Genomic DNA, 19,487 nt, shown 5'->3' with positions numbered 1-19,487 from the left:
TTGGATCGTTTGGTGAAGCGTTTAAGACTGTTTATAAAGACACTGCCGGGTGGTACACCTATGATCTTTCAAATGGCTGGAGTAAGTAGTAATTTTGGGTAAAACAAAACAGTCATCACCGGCTGTTTTTTGTTTTGCAATCGCGTATTTTTCTAACCCTTAAAGCGTTTTAATACAGCAGTCATTATATATCTCCGCAAAAAACTTAACAGCACTTAACAATTAAGTTATAATGGGTTCAACAAACTTTGATGTTGAGAGAGATACCAGTGAAGCTAAAATTATTAAAACGCCAACGATTGAATCAATTACTTAAAGATGTGTACGATTATCCCCTGACCATTGTAGAAGCGCCGATGGGTTACGGGAAGACGACAGCGGTGCGCCTGTTTTTGGAAACTGAAAAAGTCCTGCCTGTCTGGATGACGTTTCACCGGGAATCGGAACTGTCTGAAAATGATTGGGAAAAACTGGCCCGGGAAGTTTCAAAGGTGGATGAAAAAACCGGAGCGGCCCTTTTACAGCTGGGCTTTCCGGCCAATGCCACTCAGATGGAGCAGATCGTTGCAGTGATTTCCCAATTTACCTGCAATCAAAAGCGGATCGTGGTTTTGGATGACTATCATTGGGTTAACAGTGAACGCCTGAACCGCTTGATTGAGCTGATTGTCTATGAACAGATTGAAAACCTGCATCTGCTGTTGATCACCCGAAATACCGTCCATTTTAATTGTTCCGAGCTGGTGGCCAAAGGACTGTGTCGTCATATTACCCGGGAATTTTTGAAATTCTCCCCGGCCGAGATTGGGGACTACTGCCGATTGCTGAGTGCAGATATTTTATCGGATGATCTGGAAAAGATCTGCAGTTACGGGGGCGGCTGGATTACCCTGACCTATATGCTGCTTTTAGGTCTGGAAAGAGGGATGCCAATTGGTTTTAGTTTAACTATTGAGGATCTGATTGAACAGACGCTTTTTAGCGATTATGAACCAACTATTCAACAATTTCTGGTTGAGCTATCCATTATGGACGGCTTTTCCGGGGAGCAGGCTAGGTTTGTGACTGGTTTTAATAAGGCTGAGATCACGTTAAGAAAGCTTGTTCGTGAGAATTCGTTTATCGCTTATGATGAATCGCGTAAGCAATATGTCATCCACGCGGTGCTCTTGGATTTTTTGAGGAAAAAGCAGGATTTTCAGGAAATACGCCGAAAACAGCTTTATCAAAGTTTGGGAGAATGGTTTTTGGGACAGCTGGAATTTCAGACAGGTTACCGGTTTTTATATCAGGCTGGTGAAACTGTGAGGATTCTGGAACACCTGAATAGGCCTCAAAACATCCGTAATGAACTGGGTGAGTTTGAAGGCTCGAGCAATATGTTTGAAGCACTGCCGCACGGTCTGCTTTATCAGTATCCCATCGCCTATCTGCAGTATATTATGGTCGACCTGCTGCGAGGGAATGAGCAAAGAGCGATAATGGCCTGTCAGCGGTTGGATGAATTGGAAGCATATTATCAAGTCCTTGAAGACACCAAATACCGGAACCGAATACTGGCAGAAATCAGTATTATCCGGAAATTTACGGTGTTTAATTATATAGAAGAATCCACCGTCATCAATGACCGGATTATCCATTTGCTTGATGGTGAACAGTCCTACATCATGCACCGGGAAAATGAGTTTACGTTTGGTTCCCCTCATCTGCTTTATATGTATTTCAGGGACTCGGGAAAACTGAAATACACAACTGAACTGATTGTTTCTAAATTTCCGGTTTACCCCAAATATGCCGATGGGTGTGGAACTGGCTCCGAGTATCTGGCGCTGGCTGAATACGCCCTGGAAACAGGAGATTGGGAAAAAGCAGCACTTAACAGTGAAAAAGCGTTTTTTAAGGCCGCAACCAAAGATCAATATAGCGTGATTCTTTGTGCTAAATTTGTCCAGATTCGCCTGAAACTGAGAAACGGAGAAATACAGGAAGCGCTCGAATGCTATTACCAACTCGAAGAAAAAATCCTGGCCCGCAATAATCCGATCTACAACACCACACTCGATCTGTGCAAAGGCTATCTTTATGCCATTCTGGGTCAACCAACAAAAATTCCGTATTGGCTGCAGATCGGGGATATGAATGAGGGTGAACTTTTTTATCAGGGAATTGCTTTTAATTATCTGGTTTATGGCAAGGCGGTTGTGGCGGCAGGCGATTTTATAAAGCTTGAAATGCTCGCGGAAACCTTTGTCGAGTACTTTTCCATTTATCATAATCAGCTTGGTCTGATTCACAATGGTATTTTTAAGGCCATTGCAAGCTTTAAGCTTGAGGGCGTGGATGTCGGGCAACAGGTTCTTAAACAAACGCTGGTAAACGCGGAAATGGATGGAATCATACTGCCGTTTTTGGAGAATGCCGAAAATTTGCTGCCAATTTTAGCGGCGCTTCGCAAAAAGGAGCCGGAAAATCCGTTCATCCAAAAAATATCGGATGAAAGTGAAGCGTATCTCTGCAATTTGAAAACCCAATCGATTCTGAGAGTGGAGCTGACGGAACGGGAACAGGAGGTGCTGTCATTGGCAGCAGAAGGATGCAAGCGGGAAGAAATAGCTGAGCGACTTTTTATTTCTTCTGGAACCGTCAAAACACATCTTCAGAATGTTTACAAAAAGCTGGAGGTAAGAGGTAAACATGCGGCTATTAAAACAGCAGAGCGAAACGGGCTGCTGCGTCATGCTAAAGGAGCGATTAGCATTCCGAAAAAAGCCGACATTTGATTGATGCATTCGATTGATAAAAGACAAAAGCTGTGGTAAGGTAAGCATAAAACGATGCAGAAACGGCAATTATTTCAATCACATAAAGGTTAAAATAAGTTTAACAGGAGCATAAAGAGAATGTATAATTTTAGTGAATTACTGATTCTATTTACAATGACACTTTTTCTGGTGGTGCTGTTTAGTTTTATCAATGAAAAAACAGTCAAGCTTCCGTATGAAATTGGTCTGGTTGTTTTCGGCTTTGGATTTTGTCTGATACTGATTATGCTTCAAGCGGTTAATATTACATTGATTCCGGAAGAATTTTTAAGACTGATCAATCAATTTGATTTCAATGATTTTCTGATTCACGGGATCTTGTGTTTTATGCTTTTTTCCGGGGCGTCAAGCATCAAGTTCAATGATTTTAATGAGGATAAGGGTCTGATTGGCAGAATGGCAATTCTGGGAACGCTGATTGCGATCATTGTTTATGGTGTTCTTTTTTATGGATTGGGCCTTTTATTTCATTTTAATTTAAGTTTCCTTGAATCACTGATTTTGGGTTCCATTGTGGCACCGTCCGATCCGATTTCGGCAATGTCAATTCTTGGCAATGTGGGGCTGCCCCATCGTTTGGCACTGATTCTTGAAGGGGAGTCATTGTTTAATGACGGGATCGCGGTGGCCGTTTTTGCCACCCTGCTGACGATTCAGGAGGAAACACTGGCTTCAGTTACCTTGGGCAGTTTTATTGGCGGACTGGTTACAGATATTGCCGGTGCCATTATCATTGGTCTGGTGATTGGTGCACTGATGTTTCAGATTTTTAAGCACACCAAAAATACATACATCAAAATTTTCACCAGCATTTTAACTGTGATGATGGCCTATCTGATTTGTGAATACCTGGATTTTTCCGGCCCGATTGCAGCTGTTATCTGCGGTCTTTATTATGCAACTGTCATTGCCGATCTTGAACGCAAAGGAATGGATGAAACGACCCGCAAACTGCATGATATGTTTTATGACTTCTGGGGCGTTATTGATAATCTGTTAAATGGGATTCTTTTTCTGATGGTTGGGCTATTGTTCTTCGCAGTCATTTCGCTGGAAGATATTTCGAGGATGCCCATCTTTGTCGTCATTATTGGAGCCATCCTGATTAATTCAATCGCCCGGATTGTTTCAGTGGCAGGGAATGTGGTATTAACAAAGGAAGTGCCACTTGGTTTATCAAAAAAGAACTTCACAATCTTTTTTTCCTGGGCGGGACTAAAAGGCGGCCTTTGTCTGGCTCTGGTTATGGGAACCGAAGGTTCGCTTGCAACAGATGTCTACGATATCTTTGTGGTGGCAACCTATGGTATTGTCTTTTTCACGACTGTATTTCAGGGACTGACGGTCGGAAAAGTCTATAATAAACTGCAACAATCGGTTCATAAAAATTAAAATCATCACAGAAGCGCTTAAAAGCTGCAATAATTTTATTAGCGATAGGCAAAGATTGGCCAGCATTTTGCTCTGTTGATTATGCGCCAGGAATTGTGAAGAGGCTGTAAACGCCTTAATCCAAAATCAGATCTGCCAAATTGGTTCAGGTCGATTGGGTTGTGAGAGAATCGAAAGGAATGTTATTACGATGGAAAAGAATGACAGCGGTTGGAATTTGGAAAATACGTATGCAGAACTACCTAAGTTATTCTACACCCCGCTTGAAATAGAAGCGGTCAGTGCGCCAAAACTGGTTGTTTTAAATCAGCGTTTAGCAGAAAACCTTGGTCTGAATGCCGCTGCCCTGATGGAGCAGGACGGGATCAACATTTTAGCTGGTCAGGCCTTACCGGCAAAGGCCAAACCGATCGCTCAGGCCTATGCCGGTCATCAGTTTGGCTATTTCACGATGCTTGGTGATGGCCGGGCGATGCTGATTGGCGAACAGATCACACCAGCGGGTGAGCGTTTTGATATTCAACTGAAGGGTTCTGGCAAAACCCCCTATTCCCGCAGTGGCGATGGCAAAGCGGCGCTGGGCCCGATGCTTCGGGAATATCTGATTAGTGAAGCGATGCATTATCTGGGCATACCGACGTCCCGCAGTTTGGCGGTCGTGACAACCGGCCAACCGGTGTATCGCGAAAACATTCTCAAAGGGGCCGTTTTAACCCGGGTGGCGGCCAGTCATATCCGGGTCGGAACCTTTGAATACGCCGCGCAGTGGGGAACCACTGCCGATGTTAAAGCTCTGGCCGATTATACCATTAGCCGTCATTTCCCCTGGCTTTTATCGGAACCAAACCGATATCTGGGTTTACTGGATGCAGTCATCAAAGCACAGGCGGCGCTGATTGCCAAATGGCAGCAGGTCGGCTTTATTCACGGGGTTATGAACACGGATAATGTAACCATTAGCGGCGAAACCATCGATTATGGGCCCTGCGCTTTTATGGATCACTATGATCCGACCACGGTATTCAGTTCCATTGATCTGCAGGGACGGTATGCCTATCGGAATCAACCTAATATTGGCTTATGGAACTTGGCCCGTTTGGCCGAAACCCTGATTCCGTTAGTTAATGACAATCAGGAACAGGTGCTTAAATTAGTCGAAGCCGCGCTGCAAAACTATCCGTCATTGTATCAGGAAGACTGGCTCCAGGGAATGCGCTTAAAGCTCGGTATTGTCAATGAAGAGCCGCAAGATGAGCGGTTGATCGCCGACTTATTGGGATTAATGAAGCAGTACCAAGCCGATTATACCAATACCTTTGTTGATTTAACCCTTGACCGAACTCAGTCGTCTGAATTATATGAAAGTGATGCCTTTAATGTTTGGCGGGATCGCTGGAAAGCCCGTCTGGAAAAACAGGAGCAGACAGATCAGGACATCAAGATAATAATGAAACAAGCAAATCCAGTGGTCATCCCCAGAAATCATCAGGTTGAAAAAGCGTTGCAGGCGGCTAACGAGCAGGATGATTTTAAGCCGTTGCAGCGGTTATTGGCAGTTCTGCAAGCACCATACGATTACAATTCGCTTAATCCGGAGTTTATGACCCCACCGGAACCATCGAATCATCCCTATAAGACCTATTGCGGGACGTGAGGTCAGAATGCGGGTTTAAAGGAGTAACAGTTGAAACGAAATTTTATTGGCAGTGTGCGACTCAGTTCGCAAGTAGCGGAAGATTCTTATCTTAATCATCTGATGGTGGTGCAGCATCTGCGACAAATGAAGGAACTATGCTTCCCCAAGCCGGTGACTTTTTTAGTCGGCGAAAATGGTACCGGAAAATCAACGCTACTGGAAGCAATCGCAGTGGCCTTTGGCTTTAACGCTGAGGGTGGCACCCGCAATTTCAGCTTTTCAACCAGTGCGACGCATTCTGATTTGTATCATCATCTGACCATATCGCGGAATGCTTATCCCAAGGATGGTTTCTTTTTAAGAGCTGAAAGCTTTTACAATGCAGCCAGTTATCTGGACGAGGTTTATGAAGCGGAATTCCGAAATCAAGAAAAAACGGCCTATGGTGATCGGTCGCTTCACAGCCAATCTCATGGGGAGAGCTTTCTCGCTCTGGTAGCAAACCGCTTCAGTGGTAACGGAATATATCTGTTGGATGAGCCTGAAGCTGCGCTTTCGCCCAGTCGATTGATGACCTTACTGGTTCATATCCACACGCTGGTACAGCAGCATTCACAGTTTATCATTGCCACGCATTCGCCCATTCTGATGGCTTATCCGGGGGCAGAAATCTATCAGCTATCCGAAACGGGCATTCATTCAGTGGATTACCGGGAGACCGAACACTATCAGTTAACCCGGCGATTTCTTGAAAATCCGGAAAAAATGCTGCATTATTTATTGTCTGAGTAGCGTATTTTGGGGGTGATCCCTGCCAAAGTAACAATCGTCAACGGTGTAGTGACCAAGTTTTAGCAGTAAGGAGTAACCGATGGATAAAAAGACCGCAGAATCAAGACAGAGCTATAATCAGAAGGCAAAAACATATGAGGATACGCCAGAAGGCCGCTTTACCCTTTCATACAATCTGTTGATCAAAGAGCAGGTGGAGCTAAAAAACGGTGATACAATTTTGGATGTGGCGTGTGGAAATGGTCGTCTATTACAGATGCTGGCCCAGAAAGCCAGGATTAAAGCTTATGGGATTGATGTATCGGAAGAGATGATTAAAACAGCGAGGGCGGCAAATCCGGGAATGGGTTTTCTGGTTGGTTCGGCCGAGACAACGCCCTTTGAGGATAACCAGTTTGATCTGGTTACGGTTTGTTGTGCCTTTCATCATTTCACGCAGCCAGCAGCATTTATGGCAGAAGCCGATCGGATTTTAAAACCGGGTGGTCGTCTGATAATTGCCGATCCTTGTCTGCCGCCTGTTCTGAGGCAGCTTGAGAATCTGATCTTGCCTTTTTTAAAAATGGGTGATGTCAAGTGCTACAGCCCAAAAGAGCTGACCGATTTCTTTCAAAAAAATGGCTTTATAAAGGTTACAGGAACGAAACGAGGCACACAACTCATTATGGCAGGCGAAAAACGCCGTTTATTGTGACTGTAAGGAGGGCAAGCGCATTTCACTTCCGGAATACAAATTTCTGAAATCATGAAAAGTAGCTTGACATTTTTAGCGAGAGAAGGTAATATTTCAATATCGACCGAGAGTCGGTTATTTTTTTAGACACCTACCGACCGAGAGTCGATAGGTGAATGACAATATGAAAGGTTGAATATGAAACTTTTGCTGAATCTTGTCCGTAAGGATTTTAAAAGAAACCGGGTTATCACAACGGCTCTGGCCGTATTTCTGATTCTTTCAGCTGTTTTTATGGCCGGCGGACTGAGGGTTACCGGAATCATGCTGTCGTCGTTAAATGGTTTGAATAAGATGGCCGTGCCGCCTGAATATGTGCAGATGCACAAGGGCGACTATGATGAACAGGCATTTGCAGACTTTGTCGCCCAGCAAGATTATCTGGAGGATGCCCTGGTTGTCACGATGCTGGATGTAAAGAATGCCCAAATTATCTGCAACGGCGAATCGCTGGAAAAGTGTCTGATGGACAATGGCTTTGTTGCTCAGAATAAAAACTTTGACTATCTGCTTGATCAAAATAATGAGATTGCTATTGTAAAAGACGGAGAAATCGGCGTGCCGGTTTACTATGCCGAAGGTTTAAACATAAAAGCAGGCGACACCATGGTATTGAAAAACGGAGCGTATCAAAAGGAATTCAAGGTCGCGACGATTATCCGTGATGCGACGATGAATTCATCGCTTTCTTACTCAAAACGATTTTTGATCAGTCCCAACGATCAGCAGGAAGTGGCGCTTCATATGGGTGAATGGGAATATTGTTTTGAATTTCTTTTAGCAGAAGATGTATCGACAACGGTGCTGGAAAATGCCTACCTGACAGCCGGCCTGCCGTCTAACGGTGTGGCCGTTACCGCAGCGATTTTCAAGATGATTAATGCTTTTTCTTATGGGTTGGTTGCATTGGTCATTATGGTGATCAGTATTTTATTGATCACCATGTCGGTATTATGTCTCTCTTATATTATCCGGGCGACCTTGGCAGAAGAAAACCATTCAATTGGAGAAATGAAGGCAATTGGAATTCCCGGAAAAGATATAATAAAACTCTACCAAATCAAATATACCATTCTGGTTCTGATTGCCGGGGTGATCGGTTATTTGGCGGCGATTCCTTTTGGCGATTTTTTTTCGGCAACGGTCATTCGCTATTGCGGTGATGGCAGCAGTCAGTGGATGCAATGGATATTTCCGTTGGTAGGCGTCGTTTTGCTCAGCATTTTTGTTGTCTGTCGGTGCCATCGGATTATTAAGAAGCATTTGAAGCGGACCGTGATGGAATTAATCCGAGGGGAAGAGAAAATAAAAAAAGAAGGTCATTACAGGCTTCCTTTAAATGGGATACCGGTCGGGAACCTTTTAATGGCTTTAGGGGAGCTAAAATGCAAGTGGAAAGAGTATGTGGTAATACTCTTGATATTTGTTTTTTCCTCCTTTTTGATTCTGCTCCCCATGAACATGAATAATACCATTAATAATCCGGTCTTTCTAACGTATATGGGCATTGGCAAGAGTGATGTCCGGATTGACATTCAATACAGCGATAAGTTGACACAACAAAATGAGGCGGTGCTGACTTATCTGGATAATGATCCGGATATTGATCGATACGCAGTCTACCAGAATGGGTATGTACAGTCCCAAAATGTCGAGGGTGAATGGGAGTACTTACGGGTGCAGAACGGCGATAATGCGATTTTTCCATTAGAATACCTGGAAGGGAAGGCCCCCATGGAAAAAAATGATCTGGCGCTTTCATATCTGAATGCGGTTGATCTGGGTAAAAAAGTCGGCGACTCGATAACAATAATTTATCAGGGAAAAGAACACGTCTTTAACGTCTGTGGTATTTATCAGGATATTACCTATGGCGGAAAAACCGCCAAAGCAGCCATCGACTTTGATAGTAAGGATATCGAAGGATATATGTTCTATCTCGATCTTCGGGAGGGCATCGACATCGATAATAAAGTTGCCCAAATGCGAACGGTATTACTAAACAGTAAGATTACTCCGTGCGATGAGTTTGTTTTCCAGACCCTCAGTAGCGTTATTTCAAATATGAATCGGGTGCAAGGGATCGCGGTGATGATTTCCTTAATGCTGACCATTTTGATTACGGTCATGTTTCTTCAACTGATGATGGCCAGGGAACACAGCGCCATTGCCGTTAAAAAAGCGATCGGATTTTCCACCCGGGATATTCGAATCCAGTTGGGAATCAGGCTTCTGGTCATTCAGTTCGTCGCGATTATAGCCGGAACGCTGCTGGCCAATACCCTGGGGGAAGCTATTTTTGCAGGCATGCTTGCTACTGTCGGGGTTGCTAAAATAAAACTGCTGGTAGCGCCGGTCTGGGCTTATCTGCTTTGTCCAGCCGTGCAATTAGGGGTCGTGGTAATGACTGTAATAATGGGAACCAGTACGGTTAGAAGCTATCACATCAGAGATCAAATAATGGAATAAGGAGCCGAAAATGATTAAAATTGAAGGGATCAATAAGTCCTTTAAGGACACAAAAGTATTGAACGACGTCTCGTTTGGAATCGAAAATGGTGATTTTACGGCCGTGATGGGGCCTTCTGGTTCAGGAAAGTCAACACTGCTTTACAGCGTCAGTGGAATGGACAAAATCAGTGCGGGTCAGGTAATCTTTGAAGGGATAAATATCAGTGAATTATCAGAAAAGGAATTGGCCAGCTTCAGACTGACGAAGATGGGTTTTGTTTTTCAGAATGCTCAAATGCTGAAAAATCTGACGATATATGATAATATTATCCTGCCGGGACTTGTCGCCAAAAAAGAGTTGCCTGAGAAAATCAGAAAACGGGCAACGGAACTAATGAGGCGGATGGAGCTTGGCGGAATTGAAAATCGTGATGTTAACGAAGTTTCCGGTGGGCAGCTACAGCGCGCATCGATTTGCCGGGCGATGATTAACAATCCGGACATTCTTTTTCTGGATGAACCGACGGGGGCCTTGAATTCGGAGGCGACAGAGCAGGTTTTGGGGATACTGGCAGAACTGAACAGTGAAGGTACGACCATCATGATCGTGACCCACGACCCCAGAGTCGCAGCAAAAGCCAAAAGAGTCCTTTACATACGGGATGGTCAGATTGCGGCCAGTAAGGAGCTTAGAAAAGGTGGCGATTCGGCGTTGGAACTCGATAATTGGCTTAAAGCGGTGCACGCGTAGTGGATGCAGGGTCTGCTGTTTCTGGGTTTGACAAAGGGAAAGTTCGAGATCTGCGTCTAAGCCACTTTTGATTTATAAGGTAACAAAAAACGATACTGAGGCCCATGAGTAGACGTGTTATAAAAAATCAATTTAAGAGTTGTCAAACGAATATGATGGGAGCAAACAAAATGATAATGTGTGGTTTTTAGATGGATCGATAAAAAAACACATAAACAAATAACGGTTTAAAAAATTACAGAACAGAAAGGGCCGATTATGTCAAATTCTACAAAAGCAGATTTGGAAGTGTCGTTAAAGAAACTATTACTCATAAAACCGTTTGATAAGATTACAATTAGTGATCTGGCAACGGATTGCGGAATTAGCAGAATGGCATTCTACTATCATTTCAAAGACATCTATGATTTAGTGGAATGGAGTTGTGAAGAAGACGGCAAAAGGGCCTTGCAGGGAAAAAAAACATATCATACCTGGCAAGAAGGTCTGCTGCAGCTGTTTGAAGCAGTTTTAGAGAACAAACCCTTTATTTTAAATGTTTATCGTTCGGTGAGCAGAGAGCAGATAGAAAATTATTTATATCAGTTGACCTATGGACTTCTGGAAGGGGTGGTTAAAGAACAGGCCCAGGATACGGCAATTACTGAGGCAGAGATGAATTTTATCGCCGAGTTTTACAAATACGGTTTTGTGGGAATGATGCTGGATTGGATTAAAAAGGGCATGAACGAGGATCCGAATGCCATTGTTGACAAAATGAGCACAACCCTTAGTGGTAATATCGCCAATTCAATAAAGAATTTTGCAGCCAAACGTCACGAATGAGTATTTTTTATCAAAACAGGCCGAATGATGAGTTTTTTATCATTCGGCCTGTTTTGTAAATTGCTAAATCGTTAAAAAAGCTGTACCATTAAGAAAAAATTCGTTAGCGTTAACGCATGATGAAAGGCAGGATGATTTAATGGCAAATAAAAAAGTGAAAGTCGGATTGGCAACAGTGGCAGTGGCAGGCGCTGGCGCAACTGCAATGGTGGTAAAAAACAAGCTGAAAAAAAATAATGAGAAAAAGCAAATTCCCTATGAATCCAGTTACCGGAACACCGAACGTGGTAAAGATGAAAAAAACAGCAAGGGGATCTATTATACCAATGGTAACTACGAAGCGTTTGCAACACCCCGAAAACCGGAAGGTGTCGATGAAAAGAACGCCTACATTGTCGGCAGTGGCTTAGCAGCATTGGCAACGGCCTGCTTTCTTGTTCGGGATGGACAAATGCCGGGCTCGCACATTCATATTCTGGAGGCAATGGACATCGCCGGCGGGGCTTGTGATGGCATTGAAGATCCGACCAGAGGCTATGTAATGCGGGGAGGCCGGGAAATGGAAAACCATTTCGAGTGTCTGTGGGACTTGTTTCGCAGTATTCCGTCGCTTGAAACACCGGGGGCCTCAGTGTTGGATGAATTTTATTGGCTAAACAAAGAAGATCCCAATTATTCGTTGTGCCGTGCCACCAGAAACCAGGGCGTCGATGCACATACAGACGGGAAATTCAACTTAAGTCAGAAGGGCTGCATGGAAATCATGAAACTCTTCATGACAAAGGATGAAGATTTATATGACAAAACCATTGAGGATGTCTTTGATGAAGAGGTGTTCGATTCGACGTTTTGGCTTTACTGGCGAACGATGTTTGCCTTTGAGAACTGGCACAGTGCGCTGGAGATGAAACTGTATTTTCAACGTTTTATTCATCACATTGCCGGATTGCCCGATTTTAGCGCCTTGAAATTTACGAAATATAACCAGTACGAATCATTGATTCTACCGATGCAGAAATATCTGGAAGCAGCCGGCGTTAAATTTGAATTTAATACCGAGGTAACCAATGTCATCTTTGAGATCGCTGAAAATAAAAAGGTCGCCAAGGCCATTGAATATAACGTAAATGGGATAGAGAAAGGGCTGGTGCTGACAGAAAATGATCTGGTTTTTGTGACAAACGGAAGCTGTACCGAGGGCACCATTTATGGGGATCAGAATCATGCGCCAAACGGGGATGCCGAAGTGAGAACCAGTGGCAGCTGGAGCTTGTGGAAAAACATCGCCCAGCAGGATCCGGCATTTGGACATCCGGAAAAATTCTGCTCGGATATCAACAAAACAAATTGGGAATCCGCAACGATCACAACATTAGACGATAAAATAATGCCATATCTCACAAATATCTGTAAGCGCGATCCGAAAAGCGGCAAAGTCGTAACCGGTGGGATTGTCAGCTGTATGGATTCGTCATGGCTGCTCAGCTGGACCATTAACAGACAGGGGCAGTTTAAAGATCAGGATAAAAACAAAGTGTGTGTATGGGTCTATGGTCTATTCTCAGATGTACCGGGAGATTACGTAAAAAAACCAATGAAAGAGTGTACCGGCAAAGAAATTACTAAAGAATGGTTGTATCATTTGGGTGTGCCAGTCAATCAAATTGATGAACTGGCTGAAAATAGTGCCATTTGTGTACCAACCATGATGCCTTATATTACCGCCTTTTTCATGCCACGAACCAAAGGGGATCGACCCGATGTCATTCCGGAAGGCTGTGTTAATTTTGCTTTTCTGGGTCAGTTTGCCGAAACCCCCAGAGATACCGTTTTTACAACCGAGTATTCGGTAAGAACCGCAATGGAATCGGTCTATGGCCTGCTTGGCGTTGATCGAGGTGTTCCGGAAGTTTGGGGGAGTGTCTATGATATCAGAGAGCTGCTTGACAGCAGTGTTAAACTGATGGATGGAAAATCACCATTGGAAATTAAATTGCCGGGGCCTCTGGAGTTATTAAAAAAACCAATCATTCATTTTACCAAGGGAACCGTGATTGAAAAAGTATTAAGAGACCATGATATTCTAAAAGACGAGATGCTTTAAGCTCCGGCAAGAAAGAAACGCTGAAATATGATTTAAATTAAAGAACTACCCGGTCTCCAAGAAAAAGGGCCTGATCGTTGCGTCGCAATGCGCAAGGATCAGGCCTTTATCGTAATTTTTAGTATGCTGTGACATCGTCAAAATCCGCCGCCAGCGTGGTGGTTTAATTCTTGATGCGATCACTGTTTTTTATTGTTTCGGTTTATCCGGGCGATCTGATAAAATTTTTCCTTCTTCTTTTTTAAGAAGGCTGCTTTGTTTTGGAAATAGTCGTTTTCGCCAGTCAGCTTCTGATAAGCCTGCCAGCGTTGGGCAGATAACTGTCCTGCTTTAATGGCAGTTGCGATTCCGCAGCCGGGCTCGTTTGTGTGCGTACAGTTGCGAAAGCGGCAGGAATCGAGGTGAGCTTCCACATCACGAAACGTTCGATCAAAGCCGGTGTTAACATCAAGCATGCCAATTTCACGCATGCCAGGGGTATCGATCAGCATGCCACCATCGGCTAGACGGATCAATTCTCGTCGTGTAGTGGTATGACGGCCCCGGTCATCATTTCGGATCATCTGGGTATCAAAGAGTGGGGCGCCACTTAGCCAATTGATCAGGGTTGATTTTCCAACTCCGGATGAGCCGAGCAGAGCCACGGTCTGACCTGCAGACAAATAGGCTATGAGATCCCAAAAGCCTTCATTTTGCAGGGTTGAAATACCAAGGATATCAACGCCGATGGCGATTGCTGCTGCCGCCCGGCATTTGGCCAGCAGATCCTCAGTCAAGTCGATTTTGGTCAGCACGACTACCGGGGTTGCGCCGCTTTCCCAGACCAGACTTAAATAGCGCTCCAGCCGACGCAGATTAAAATCGTTGTTGACGGACATGCAGATAAAGACGGAATCGATATTAGCCGCGATCACCTGTGCCTGACTGGATGAACCGGCCGCTTTGCGGATAAAGACGCTTTTGCGGGTCAGCAGATGGTGAATAATGCCATTGCCCTGTTCTCCGGTGGGACGATCAAGCATCACAAAATCGCCAACAGCCGGAAAATTGGCGGCCTCAATCGTTTCGTAGCGCAGCCGGCCCGACAATTCAGCGAAAAACTCGCCCTGTTCGGAAATAACCCGGTAGATTCCCTTGGACTGGGAAAGAATGCGGGCGACAAAAAGTTCCGGATAGTGAGAGGCTTCCAAACCCAATGAAGGGCTTAAACCGTATGTGCTCAGATCAATCCTGTTCATTGTTGTCACCAGTGGTATCGTTTAGAGCCTGGGTCATTTTTTCGAGTGGGAAGGGTGGGCTGGCCAAAGGGGCGACGGCGATGGACATCAGCTTAAGGGGGTTGTCATCGGCGGCAATCCGATTGGAGCTAAGCTGCCCACAACGGCGGCAGCGATGAATAATCGCCCATTCCTGATTCTTGCGAATCCAGACGCCAATCGGTTCCATCAAACCACTGCAATTGGCGGAGCGGTCGCCAGGTAATACATCAACGTGAAGGCTGAATAGGCAATGGGGACAATGATTACGGTGTTTGGTTCCGGCACCGGTAAATGAAACGACACGGCCACAATTTTGGCAGAAGAAGCTCTCCTGACAGGGTTGATGCTGATAAACGTTTTTTTCTCTATTTGAATATTTCATTATTTTTCCTCCTGAAAGTATGTTGGATACGATACGGGAGGTTTTGCAGAGATTAGATTTTGCAAACCTCCCGGTCTGCCACACTCTCTGCTTTATTTTGTTTTAACATAAAAACTCCTTTCAATCTGACGATAAATGCAAATAAACAGGATGATAAACAGAGTATTTGTCAGAGTGAATTTTTTACAAGGTGCTGATCAAAAGCTGTTTATCTCATTGTTTGTACATTTTTATTCTAATGCTTTTAACCGTTAGTTTCAAGTTTTTTCTGGAACTTGGCTGAATCTGTTGAACTAAGAAGGTTGGTTTTCTTATGCAAAGGGACTTGGCGCCGATTACCCGGTCATCAAGAAAAAGGGCCTGATCGTTGCATCGCACTGCGCAAGGATCAAGCCTTTTTCGTAGTTTTTAGTAAGTGGTGGCACCTTTAAATCCTCGCTAGTGTGGTGGTCAGATCCTTGACGATATCGCTGTTTTGAGTGATAATCTCCACGTGCCAATCGTCATTGGTGCTGCTGATATAGACGGTGTCATTAAACATGAAATGGCTTTACGAAAAATCACGTATTTTTGACAGATTAATCACCTGATCATCACGTTGGCTGATTACAATAAATGCTAAAGAGACAATTCATTCATCGATAAAGGAGATAAAAATGAAGAAGTCAAAGTGTTTATTAACCAGTTTAATCGTGACGGCCTGTCTGGCATTAACGGCCTTTCCGGTCAGTGCCGCTTCAGATGATGTTGTTTATGGCAAGGTAACGAAGGTGGATGGAAAAGAAGTAACCATCGCCATCGGGACACTGAATCAGAATTCGGGAACACCGGGAGAAACGCCGGGTACAATGCCAGAAATGCTGACCCTGACCGGTGAAAGCGCAACTTTCACTCTGACGGATGATATTGCAATGACGAAGTCGTCACCGGGACAGCCGCCAGAAGCAGGCACCACCAGTAGCTCTGCTACAGCGGCCGAAACATTAGCTACAAGCACAGATGCCACGGAGGCTGACATTGTGGTGGGAGCGGTGCTTAAAATCACCTATACCACTGGCACTGATACCATTGCTGCCATTGAAATTCTGTCAGGCTCGGGAGCTCCCGGGGCGGCTCCTGGGGGTGGCGGCGGTTCCACGGTTTCTACCGGCGCCGGGGCATACCTGCTGGCTGATGGTGAAACCTTAAGTGGCGGTACCTACAGTTCAACCAACGATGATGAAAATGCCCTGCGGGCTGAAGGAGCCATCACCGCCAATCTGAATGGGGTGAGCGTTGAAAAAACTGCTGGCACCGCTTCAAGCAGTGATGCCAGCAGCTTCTACGGCCTCAATGCTGCCATTCTGGCCCTCGACAATGCAATCCTGAATATTACCGGAGGCAGTGTGACCGCAACGGCCGAAGGAGCAAATGGGGTTTTTGCCTATAACGGGGCCACCATTAATATTAAAGATACCACCATTAATGTCACCGGTGGAAATGCCGGCGGCATCGAAGTAGCTGGCGGAGGTAATCTTTATGCCAGCAACCTGACTGTTAATTCAACCGTTAAAGCGGCGATCCGAAGTGACCGTGGGGGCGGAACCATGGTTGTTGATGGCGGTACCTACACTACCAGCGGCAGCACCGGCGCTCCGGCCGTCTACAGCACAGCGGATATCACTGTCAATGACGCCACCTTGAATGCTGAAACATCCGAAGCCATTGTGGTGGAGGGGCTAAACTCAGTTACATTGAACAATTGTATCGTCAGCGGAAATATGACCGGCTCCACCGGGAGCTCCGATGCAGATAACATCCATAACGTGATGCTGTATCAGAGTATGTCCGGGGATGCCGAAGTTGGAAACAGCAGCTTTGAGATGACCGATGGCTCACTGACAGCCAATAGTGGTGATATGTTCTACGTCACCAATACGGAATCCCAAATCACACTAAGCAATGTTGATCTGACTCTGGCGGAAAACAGTAATCTCTTAACCGTTGCCGGAAATGATGGCAGCCGGGGTTGGGGAACGGCTGGTTCAAACGGTGGGAAATGCAGCTTGACCGCATCAAAGCAGACGCTCACCGGGGATATCGTTGTGGATGCCATCTCCACCTTGGATTTGACCCTTCAGGATAGTTCGACGTTCACGGGTTCAATTAACAGTGATAAAACCACTGCTGCAACCCTGAAGGTGACCGTGGAAAAGGGCAGTACCTGGAAGCTCACAGGGGATTCATACATCACCGAATTTGACGGCGATGCAAGCGGTCTGGACACAAATGGTTATACCTTGTATATTAACGGTGTAGCCTATGATGGCGATTTGGAGGCGACCGGGAATGTTAATTATGCCACCCATGTCCAGAATGTCGGCTGGCAAAATGCAGTATCTGACGGCGCTCTGTCAGGAACCGTCGGCCAGAGTTTGAGACTGGAAGGTATTACCATTGAAAGCGGGATTGACGGGCTGGGGATTGAATATGCCACCCATGTCCAGAATATTGGTTGGCAGGATTATGTTGCGGATGGAGCAGTGTCTGGAACGGAAGGCCAGAGTTTAAGACTGGAAGCCATTAAAATCGAGTTAACCGGGACACAAGCTGATGAATATGATGTCTATTACCGGGTTCAGGTTGAGAATCTGGGCTGGTTGGGCTGGGCGTCAAATGGCGCAGAGTCCGGTACGGCCGGATACGGATACCGACTGGAAGGGATTGAAATTGTAATCGTGGAAAAAGGCACGGCCTTTGACACTGGTAGCGCTGCTTTTTATGACACAGCAGCCTGATCGACGTTAAAATGAAGAGCGATCAATAAAGAACGGGACATGGATTCAAGGTTACTTGAAAAACCATGTCCCGATTTCTGTATATTAAGGGAGAAAAAATACCGATATACTCAACATTGAATAAACAATTAATAATAAGGAGAAAACCATGAATTTAATTGAAGCGAAGGGATTAACAAAAAAATTCAGGAGAAAGTGGCGCTTAAGTTTGTTCGTGCTAGCCGGCTTTCTCGGGCTGGCGTTATTGTTGGCGATCTGGTCATTAAAAACCAATGATCAACGCTGACCGAATTGCAACGCAATAAAATGCGTAAACATCAGGATTGATTGTTGGGTGATAAAGCAATAGCGTAGAGAGAATGGATAAAGCTGATCAGAAACTGTGGTCATATGGCAGTAGCAATGACCCCTATATTGGCAAAAAGTAGGCGGTTTGTTAATCGTTATTGAGTGCTTAACCAGAAAGGCCGGATCTAAAAAGATCCGGCTTTTCTGGTGAATTTTTAGTATGCAGTGGCTTCTTCAAAATCTTGGATCAGTGTGGCGGTCAGACCATCGATGATGTCCTTCTTTTGGGTGATGATGCCCACATTTCGATCCGCATTGGTACTGGTCGTGGTAAAATTGGTGCTGCCAATATAGACCGTTTCATTATTCACTGAAATGGCCTTGGATTGAATGTAGATGGACGCATTTTGTGGATAGAGATGGACATTGACGCCACCAGCCTTTAGGGTATTGAACCCGTCGGTAAACTCACCGGTATTGGTCATGGTAAAATTAACCGTTACGCCCCGCTTGACCGCATTGATGAGGGCGTTCTCCAGAACTGTGCTATCAAGTTGCTCGGTTTCAACATAGAGGGTGGTGCCAGCTCGGGCAGCATCAATCAGCTCGGTAAATTGCTTCTCGGCGCCGGGGGACCAGACCAGTTCAGAGCCTTCCGGGACATCGCCGGCCACAGGAGCGACGGTGTTATTGGTATAATCCGCCTCAAAGGTAGTGGAAACCCCTGCCACGGTGGCTGGATTGTCGGTGATCACCACGTAGTCCCTCAGAATCGGATAATATTGAGCGACCAGATTGCAGTTCATGATGGCCACTTTCTGATTGTCCACTACGATGCTTTTCTGATGCCACAAAACACCGTCCCAGGAATAGACAACGTGAACCCCGTTAGCCGATAAATTATCGTAGGCCGGCTGATTCATTCCCACAGTGCCACCATCCGATGCATTGGAATTCAGCAGGACCCGGACATTAACTCCCCGCTGCGCCGCTGCAATCAAAGCCGCTTCAGCATTGGAATCGATCAATGCATACATGGTCATATCAATGCTTTTATTGGCGGAATCGATAAAATCATAAATCTTCTGATAGCCATCATCTGGCAGGGTAATGAGGGTGTAATTTGGAGTGGAAGGGGATTCGGTCTTGCTCTCTGTTTTTGGGGTGCTGCACCCCAGCAGCAATCCGCCCATGAGAATCCCGGTTATGAACAATGTTGATAGTTTCAGGAAAATCGTTTTTTTGGTATACGGTCTATTAGCCATTGTAATCATA

Annotated in this window: 14 protein-coding genes; 11 read left to right on the top strand and 3 right to left on the bottom strand. The window is 45.2% G+C overall.

Annotation, left to right across the window (positions count from 1 at the left end):
- Positions 1–269 precede the first annotated feature (269 nt).
- The 9 genes from Q7P33_RS13775 to Q7P33_RS13735 all read left to right on the top strand — a co-directional run bounded on the left by Q7P33_RS13775 (position 270) and on the right by Q7P33_RS13735 (position 13,506).
- Complete coding sequence (locus Q7P33_RS13775) at positions 270–2,780, top strand: LuxR C-terminal-related transcriptional regulator (protein WP_303871180.1); 2,511 nt, start codon at positions 270–272, stop codon at positions 2,778–2,780.
- 120 nt (positions 2,781–2,900) lie between these two features.
- Positions 2,901–4,214, top strand: a complete 1,314-nt coding sequence (locus Q7P33_RS13770; protein ID WP_303871178.1) for a sodium:proton antiporter — start codon at positions 2,901–2,903, stop codon at positions 4,212–4,214.
- Between the two features lie 190 nt (positions 4,215–4,404).
- The gene (locus Q7P33_RS13765; protein ID WP_303871176.1) at positions 4,405–5,868 is read left to right on the top strand and encodes a YdiU family protein; all 1,464 of its coding nucleotides are present in this window, start codon (positions 4,405–4,407) and stop codon (positions 5,866–5,868) included.
- Between the two features lie 30 nt (positions 5,869–5,898).
- Positions 5,899–6,642 carry an AAA family ATPase gene (locus tag Q7P33_RS13760; protein ID WP_303871175.1) on the top strand — a complete coding sequence of 248 codons (744 nt, stop codon included), beginning with the start codon at positions 5,899–5,901 and terminating at the stop codon, positions 6,640–6,642.
- Between the two features lie 79 nt (positions 6,643–6,721).
- Positions 6,722–7,336, top strand: coding sequence for a class I SAM-dependent methyltransferase (locus tag Q7P33_RS13755; protein ID WP_303871173.1), 615 nt, complete (start codon positions 6,722–6,724; stop codon positions 7,334–7,336).
- 177 nt (positions 7,337–7,513) lie between these two features.
- The gene (locus Q7P33_RS13750; RefSeq protein ID WP_303871171.1) at positions 7,514–9,844 is read left to right on the top strand and encodes an FtsX-like permease family protein; all 2,331 of its coding nucleotides are present in this window, start codon (positions 7,514–7,516) and stop codon (positions 9,842–9,844) included.
- Between the two features lie 10 nt (positions 9,845–9,854).
- The gene (locus Q7P33_RS13745) at positions 9,855–10,577 is read left to right on the top strand and encodes an ABC transporter ATP-binding protein (protein ID WP_303871170.1); all 723 of its coding nucleotides are present in this window, start codon (positions 9,855–9,857) and stop codon (positions 10,575–10,577) included.
- 258 nt (positions 10,578–10,835) lie between these two features.
- Positions 10,836–11,402: a TetR/AcrR family transcriptional regulator gene (locus Q7P33_RS13740; protein ID WP_303871169.1), complete on the top strand. Its 567-nt coding sequence runs from the start codon at positions 10,836–10,838 to the stop codon at positions 11,400–11,402.
- A gap of 139 nt (positions 11,403–11,541) precedes the next feature.
- On the top strand, positions 11,542–13,506 hold the full coding sequence (locus tag Q7P33_RS13735; protein ID WP_303871168.1) for an oleate hydratase: 1,965 nt from the start codon (positions 11,542–11,544) through the stop codon (positions 13,504–13,506).
- A 179-nt stretch (positions 13,507–13,685) separates the two neighbouring features.
- Here Q7P33_RS13735 and rsgA read toward each other — a convergent pair whose 3' ends face one another.
- Both rsgA and Q7P33_RS13725 read right to left on the bottom strand, forming a co-directional pair.
- A complete protein-coding gene (gene rsgA, locus Q7P33_RS13730) occupies positions 13,686–14,744 on the bottom strand; it encodes a ribosome small subunit-dependent GTPase A (RefSeq protein ID WP_303871167.1) in 1,059 nt (352 codons plus the stop codon).
- The gene (locus Q7P33_RS13725) at positions 14,731–15,147 is read right to left on the bottom strand and encodes an RNHCP domain-containing protein (RefSeq protein WP_303871166.1); all 417 of its coding nucleotides are present in this window, start codon (positions 15,145–15,147) and stop codon (positions 14,731–14,733) included. Before Q7P33_RS13725 ends, rsgA begins: the two co-directional genes overlap by 14 nt.
- A 656-nt stretch (positions 15,148–15,803) precedes the next feature.
- Between Q7P33_RS13725 and Q7P33_RS13720 the strand changes: the two genes are divergently transcribed.
- Together Q7P33_RS13720 and Q7P33_RS13715 are read left to right on the top strand one after the other, a co-directional pair.
- Positions 15,804–17,924: a hypothetical protein gene (locus Q7P33_RS13720; RefSeq protein ID WP_303871164.1), complete on the top strand. Its 2,121-nt coding sequence runs from the start codon at positions 15,804–15,806 to the stop codon at positions 17,922–17,924.
- A 148-nt stretch (positions 17,925–18,072) separates the two neighbouring features.
- Positions 18,073–18,210: a hypothetical protein gene (locus Q7P33_RS13715; RefSeq protein WP_303871162.1), complete on the top strand. Its 138-nt coding sequence runs from the start codon at positions 18,073–18,075 to the stop codon at positions 18,208–18,210.
- Positions 18,211–18,427: 217 nt separating this feature from the next.
- Here Q7P33_RS13715 and Q7P33_RS13710 read toward each other — a convergent pair whose 3' ends face one another.
- On the bottom strand, positions 18,428–19,477 hold the full coding sequence (locus Q7P33_RS13710) for a phospholipase D-like domain-containing protein (protein ID WP_303871161.1): 1,050 nt from the start codon (positions 19,475–19,477) through the stop codon (positions 18,428–18,430).
- Positions 19,478–19,487: the final 10 nt, after the last annotated feature.

Origin of the sequence: Acetobacterium wieringae (assembly GCF_026646375.1) — a bacterium.
GTDB classification, from domain to species: Bacteria; Bacillota; Clostridia; order Eubacteriales; family Eubacteriaceae; genus Acetobacterium; species Acetobacterium wieringae_A.
This window is presented reverse-complemented; position numbering and strand designations above follow the sequence as displayed.

What these genes read in the sequence shown, in the direction of transcription:
- Q7P33_RS13740 (WP_303871169.1), top strand. Translation starts at nt 10,836, where the DNA reads ATGTCAAATTCTACAAAAGCAGATTTGGAAGTGTCGTTAAAGAAACTA.
- Q7P33_RS13770 (WP_303871178.1), top strand. Translation starts at nt 2,901, where the DNA reads ATGTATAATTTTAGTGAATTACTGATTCTATTTACAATGACACTTTTT.
- Q7P33_RS13765 (WP_303871176.1), top strand. Translation starts at nt 4,405, where the DNA reads ATGGAAAAGAATGACAGCGGTTGGAATTTGGAAAATACGTATGCAGAA.
- Q7P33_RS13715 (WP_303871162.1), top strand. Translation starts at nt 18,073, where the DNA reads ATGAATTTAATTGAAGCGAAGGGATTAACAAAAAAATTCAGGAGAAAG.
- Q7P33_RS13720 (WP_303871164.1), top strand. Translation starts at nt 15,804, where the DNA reads ATGAAGAAGTCAAAGTGTTTATTAACCAGTTTAATCGTGACGGCCTGT.
- Q7P33_RS13755 (WP_303871173.1), top strand. Translation starts at nt 6,722, where the DNA reads ATGGATAAAAAGACCGCAGAATCAAGACAGAGCTATAATCAGAAGGCA.
- Q7P33_RS13710 (WP_303871161.1), bottom strand. Translation starts at nt 19,477, where the DNA reads ATGGCTAATAGACCGTATACCAAAAAAACGATTTTCCTGAAACTATCA.
- Q7P33_RS13735 (WP_303871168.1), top strand. Translation starts at nt 11,542, where the DNA reads ATGGCAAATAAAAAAGTGAAAGTCGGATTGGCAACAGTGGCAGTGGCA.
- rsgA (WP_303871167.1), bottom strand. Translation starts at nt 14,744, where the DNA reads ATGAACAGGATTGATCTGAGCACATACGGTTTAAGCCCTTCATTGGGT.
- Q7P33_RS13745 (WP_303871170.1), top strand. Translation starts at nt 9,855, where the DNA reads ATGATTAAAATTGAAGGGATCAATAAGTCCTTTAAGGACACAAAAGTA.
- Q7P33_RS13725 (WP_303871166.1), bottom strand. Translation starts at nt 15,147, where the DNA reads ATGAAATATTCAAATAGAGAAAAAAACGTTTATCAGCATCAACCCTGT.
- Q7P33_RS13750 (WP_303871171.1), top strand. Translation starts at nt 7,514, where the DNA reads ATGAAACTTTTGCTGAATCTTGTCCGTAAGGATTTTAAAAGAAACCGG.